The sequence below is a fragment of the Mesorhizobium sp. M4A.F.Ca.ET.050.02.1.1 genome (assembly GCF_003997725.1).
Taxonomy (GTDB): Bacteria; Pseudomonadota; Alphaproteobacteria; order Rhizobiales; family Rhizobiaceae; genus Mesorhizobium.
Genome location: NZ_RZSG01000397.1, coordinates 1 through 5,450, shown reverse-complemented (window position 1 = coordinate 5,450; position 5,450 = coordinate 1). Strand labels below are relative to the sequence as shown.

The window sequence follows — 5,450 nt, the reverse complement described above, 5'->3', positions numbered from 1 at the left end:
GAGTAGCAGCACTGAAGGTGGCACCCCGCCAGACCTGCGTTGCTGGTCCGCCACGCGGAAGACCCGGGCGATGAGCGGTTGCGCCGGTCCAGGCCGAAGCCAAGCGCTGTCGCGCCCACTAGCGCTCTTTCTGCCGGTGCATCGCCGCGCCTCGACTGTGGCGCATTGGTCGGCTGCCTGCGGCGTCTCTTTGGCTCCTTCGTGCCAGCCACGGGTCACAATGGCCAGCAATGGGTCGTGTGTACGCCGTCCGCCGATGTGCAAGGCATCCAACCGTCTCCCTGCGGGACCCTCCGTCGGACCCTCCGTTGCAGGTGGGCTCCGTCGTTCGGCGCCTTAAGCTCCCAACCGGCACCGCAAATGTCCATTCCCGCGGTCGGTTCAGACGGGGCGGCAGGTATGGCTGCATCCGACAGCCGCAGAACATACAGAGAACTTGCCATTGACGGGGGACGGCCGCTGATTCATGGTGGGCCGAACAACACACCAAGTCAGGCAGCGCATCGCTTGTTCCACAGGTCAAATCAGCAACGCGGCTCCGCGTGCCCCACTTGGGTCATATTCCGCGAACGACCGAGACGCGCCGTCGCGCCGATGAGGCGCATCCTGCCGGGCGGGCGATGACGCTCTCTGCCTTGCCACTGGATGACGCCTGGCGGCAGCGCCTCGACTTGGCAGGTCGAGACGCCCCCGACCTGTATGAGAGTCTCGATTCGGTGCGCGACACCCCCCACGCCGCCGCGATCAGAGCGACGCTGGATGGGCTCGGCGCGTCCGGGGTGTTCTGCGTCCAGGGTGTGCCCACCGTCGTCATCGCCTCGCTCGAACGCTATGAGCGGGAAAGGGTCGTAGCTCTGCATGCCGCGCTGTGGAATCAAGGACTCGCGAGCCTCTTGGTCGTGCTCACCGAGGACATCGTGCGCGTCTTCTCACTGTCACGTACGCCATATTCAAATCCGGGTGACGAATTTGAGCGGCGTTGCCTAGTGGAGACGCTGACGGTGAGCGCGGACGCGTTGGCGCTAAAGGGCATCGTCTACGGCGTCGAGTCAGGGCGCTTCTGGGAAGAGCACGCTAAATTCTTCAATCCGCGCGAGCGAGTCGACAGCGTACTACTGGAGAATCTGACCCGGTCGCACGCGCTGCTCGTCGGTGCAGGTCTCGATCCCGACGCCGCGCAGGCGCTACTGATCCAGACGATGTTCATTGCCTATCTAGAGGACCGCGAGATCGTTGGACCGGACTATTTCGAAGCGGCCTCCGGGCGGCGGGCAAAGAACCTCGTCGGCTTGCTGCGGACCGGCGAGGTGGCTCGGTTGGAGGCACTGTTTTCCGCTCTTCGGATAGACTTCAACGGCGACCTCTTTGTCGCTCCCTGCTCGTTCGAGCCAGACGAGAGCCCGCCAATCATCGGACCTCCTCATCTCCACGTGCTGTCCCGCTTCCGCGATGGCCACGAGGAAATGGGCGCTGGCCAGATGCACTTTTGGGGATACGACTTCAAGCACATTCCGATCGAGTTGATCAGCGCCGTCTACGACCGGTTTCTCGGCGAACGTGAGGCCGAGCGCCGGGAGAGGGGCGCCTACTACACCCCGATGTTCTTGGCCGACACCGTCGTCACCCAAGTCTGGGACGCGTTGCCCGACTCGGTGAGGGAGAAGGGGGAATTTCTCGACCCGGCCTGCGGCTCAGGTATCTTTCTGGTACGCTCTTTCCAGCGGCTGTGCGAGCACTGGCGTCAGACCCGAACCTCCACGACCATCCGCTGGACGAGCCTGCTCTCGATGCTGTCGCGTGTGCGCGGCTTCGACCTAAATCCCGGCGCGGTACGCGTGGCGGTGTTTTCGCTCTATATTGCCCTCCTGGAGCAGGTCGATCCGCCCGACATTCGCCAACTCATCAAAAAGGGCAACGTTCTGCCCGAGGTCTGGGGTAAGACACTGGTTTGCCGCGACTTCTTTGCGGTCGACGCCACTGCTGCAAAAGTCGACGTCGTCATAGGCAATCCGCCATGGACCAGCCGCCGCGGGCCGAGCCGCTCCTCGATCACGTGGTGCGCTGAGCGCAAGCTGCCGATGCCGTTGCAGGAGGATGCATGGGCGTTCACCTGGAAGGCGATGCTGCACCTGCGCTCGGATGGATATGTAGCCTTCCTGTTACCTGCCATGGGCTTCCTCCACAACCATTCCGACGTCTCCGTCGCGGCGCGCAGCCGTCTGATTGCGACCGCGCGTGTGCGCCGAGTCGTGAACTTCGCGGATCTACGCTTCCAGCTCTTCGATGGCGCGGTCCGGGCGGCGGCGCTGATCATCTTCGGCCCCGCACCGGCCGGACAGCCAGCTTATCGCTTCGACTACTGGGCGCCCAAGGCCGATCTCAACCTCAAGGTCAAGCGGCTGATAACCCTCTCTAGCGCTGACAAGAGTTTCATAACGTCGAAGTCTGCAAAGGCTGATCCGCTGATCTTCAAAAGGCGGCTATGGATGAGCGAACCGGAAGGCAAGCTCTTCAATTATCTTTCAGGCTTCACGCGGCTCGATCAACTGGTCGCAATCTTCGGTGATGTGGCCAGAGGCACTGCCCATGGCCGGGGATGGGTCTTGGGCGATGGTTTCAAGCAGGCGGTGGCCAAACATATTGGGAAACCATCCTACCACACGGTTCGTAGCGACTATGTAGGCGTGTTGCCGCATATTAAGATCGAAGATTTGCCACGGCTGGCCATCGCAAAGCCAGACCTGGATGGCTCTCCGAAATGGCAGACCCGGACGGTTCACCGGCGAGGCTTCGAGGCGGCTTATACCGGCGACAGAGTGCTCATCCCCCGGGGTGTCCAGGTCGGCCGAGGGCGTCTGCGCGCCGCCTATTGTGTCGAGGACTGCACCTTCTCCAGCATCATCCAAGGCCTCACCGTGCCGGCCGGCGAGGAGCGACGCGGGAAGCTCCTGACCGCGCTACTCAACAGCCGGGTTCTGATGTGGTTCGCGTTCCACGAGACTGCCTCGCTCGGTTCCGATCGGCCAGAGATTCAGAAATCGGAACTCGTGCGCCTTCCGTTTCCAGGACCGGGGGAAATGCCCGAACCTTTGCGGGCGCAGCGGGCCGCGGACGGATTAGTAGAGACGATCGACCGCGCGCTCAACATACCGGGATTCGCACTGGATGCCGACCCGGACGCCATCTTTACCGAAATCGACAAGTTGGCTTACGACTATTTCTGCCTGTCGCCGGAGGAGATCGCTCTGATCGAGGACGCCGCCCGCTTCATCCTGCCGGCCATCCAGCCTCACCAGGGCAGCTTCCCGGCGATCTGGAGGGGCTCAACGCGCAAGGATCGGATCGCTTACGCGCAGGTCATGACGGACGCGCTTGCCGCCTGGTTCGGTGGCGACCATCCGGTCGGCGCGCGCCTCGAGGCCCACAACGACGACCTCGCGGTGCTGAAGCTGAAGCTGGATCCAGCTGGCCGGCCGACGCCCTACGCGGAGTCGTCGAATGCGGAAGTGCGCGACCTTCTCATCAAGATTTTTAAAAACGTCCATCAGCCGTTGCCCGGCAACTTTCAACTGATGCCCGATTTTCGGGTCTTCGACGGCAACAGCCTCTACCTTGTAAAACCGATGCAGCTCCGCTTTTGGCTGCGATCGGCTGCTCTCAGCGATGCGGACGCGATCGCCCTCGACCTGCAGGATTTCGCCGGCCTGAAGAAAAAACAAGAAGGCATGGCCTAGGCATGGTTGTCGGAGATCCGAGCTACTGGGCCGGGCTGTTCATCTCGATCGATGATCGACTACTTGACCGCATCGTCGCGGTTTGGCCACGATGCCTGGCGCTACTGCCGCCCAACCCTGAAGAGGACGTCATCACGACCAACCTGGTACACGCCCTATCCAAGGACGTGGAAGCGCGCAAGCTCTTCCACTGGCTGGAATATCAGTACGAACCCTTCGGCTTTACCGCCGACGGACTCGCCTTCAGCAAGGGCCAGATTGACATGGCCGTGCTGCTCGACCGTGAACGCGACCGCTACCTCGCCTATGAGTGCAAGCGGCTGAATGTGCTCTATCGCGGCGCTAGGCAGTCGCTCGCCACCCGCTATGTTGGTGAGGGGCTGAAACGATTCACCACCGAGCAATATGCCGAAGGGCTTTCCGTCGGTTGCATGCTCGGCTACGTGCTCGACGGCGATTGTGAATTTGCTATGGGCCGCGTTCAGGCAGCAATTGACGGCCACAAGGTGGCCGTCGGGCTCTCCGGGCCACCCGTTGCGGTGGGGGCGGTCGGCGACATCCAGCGCTTCGCGACGCGGCACGTCCGGCCGGCGAGCGGCCAAGAGATCGAGATCCGTCACGCGCTGATCCCATTTCCGGCCGCCGCTTTCAATAGCATCTAAGTCGGCGAGCTTACTGCTGGGAGCGAGGCATTCAATCGCGCGGGCACCGCTACCTGCTGCGGTGGTACATAGTGCATACGCGCCGGATATTGGCAAATGTCCATTCCCGTCGCCGGCCATAAGCGAGCTCTGCCGGTTCGCGCATTCGTACTCATAGCGCAAACGCACAGTTGGATGCCTTTGGTGTTGTGCTTGTGCCAGACGAGCTTCCCCAGGCCGAAATGGCCGAACTCGGCTTTGTTGAGCTGGGGCGAGCTTGTGAGGAAGAGGATTGCCCATGGAGTTGCAAAGTTCCTCCATCTGGTCGTTGGCGGTAAGCGCATAACCTAGGACCAGTGCCAAGTCCCGCTTTGCGAAGCCGGTCAGATGGTCGATCGCTGGCGGAGCCTCACCGGAAAGAATATGGCTCGGGCAATCTGCTGGATTTGCTGGGTGCTATAGTCACGCCGGCGCCGGATTAGCTTGCGGTCACCGATGGGGCTGCATGGATTGCGCATGTCCACCAGTGCATGCGGATGGCCCAGTTGTAGAGGGCGAGAACGTGACGCAGGGCACTGTTAAAGACGTAAGAGGAGGTGAACTGCCTAATTCTTCGATATGAATAGGCTTGATGGCGGTAAGCGGCCGATCGGCGAACACCCCGGGCACTGTCAGAATTCTGTGCGCGAGGCCGGTTTCGTCACTGGCTGGACGAACCTTTCGCCCTGCTCGTTTCCGGACCCTATGCAACTCAGAATCCAACTTTGGCTGAGATTGCGCCCTGCATGGATTAACATCGCCTCGCTACGCTGTCGGCGGAATTAGTCATCCACCACGTCCGGCAAAGCTTCCGCGACGACGCTTAAATTGCGGTCGAATGTCTCGGCGTCAGTCGACCGCGGACGGAAAGATTTAGCCTCGGTGAGAATGGCCGCAATCACGGCCTCTTTTTGCGGCGAGATCCTGGTCGCCGCCGCCCGGGCCGCCAAAGCCGAAAAATCGACGGCATTGGCCGCTGCGGGCGCCGCCGCTGCCGGCGGGATGAGGCTCGCCTCAGTCCCGGCTGCCCTTTGCG

At 62.0% G+C, this 5,450-nt stretch carries 3 protein-coding genes; 2 read left to right on the top strand and 1 reads right to left on the bottom strand.

Annotated elements, in window-relative coordinates; translation table 11 throughout:
• Positions 1-551 precede the first annotated feature (551 nt).
• Positions 552-3,734, top strand: a complete 3,183-nt coding sequence (locus EOA33_RS22615) for an N-6 DNA methylase (RefSeq protein ID WP_210212592.1) — start codon at positions 552-554, stop codon at positions 3,732-3,734.
• A gap of 2 nt (positions 3,735-3,736) precedes the next feature.
• The gene (locus EOA33_RS22610) at positions 3,737-4,396 is read left to right on the top strand and encodes a hypothetical protein (RefSeq protein WP_127406636.1); all 660 of its coding nucleotides are present in this window, start codon (positions 3,737-3,739) and stop codon (positions 4,394-4,396) included.
• A gap of 800 nt (positions 4,397-5,196) precedes the next feature.
• Here EOA33_RS22610 and EOA33_RS39785 read toward each other — a convergent pair.
• Positions 5,197-5,450, bottom strand: a 254-nt coding sequence (locus EOA33_RS39785; RefSeq protein WP_210212591.1) for a hypothetical protein, incomplete at its 5' end; no start/stop codon positions are given.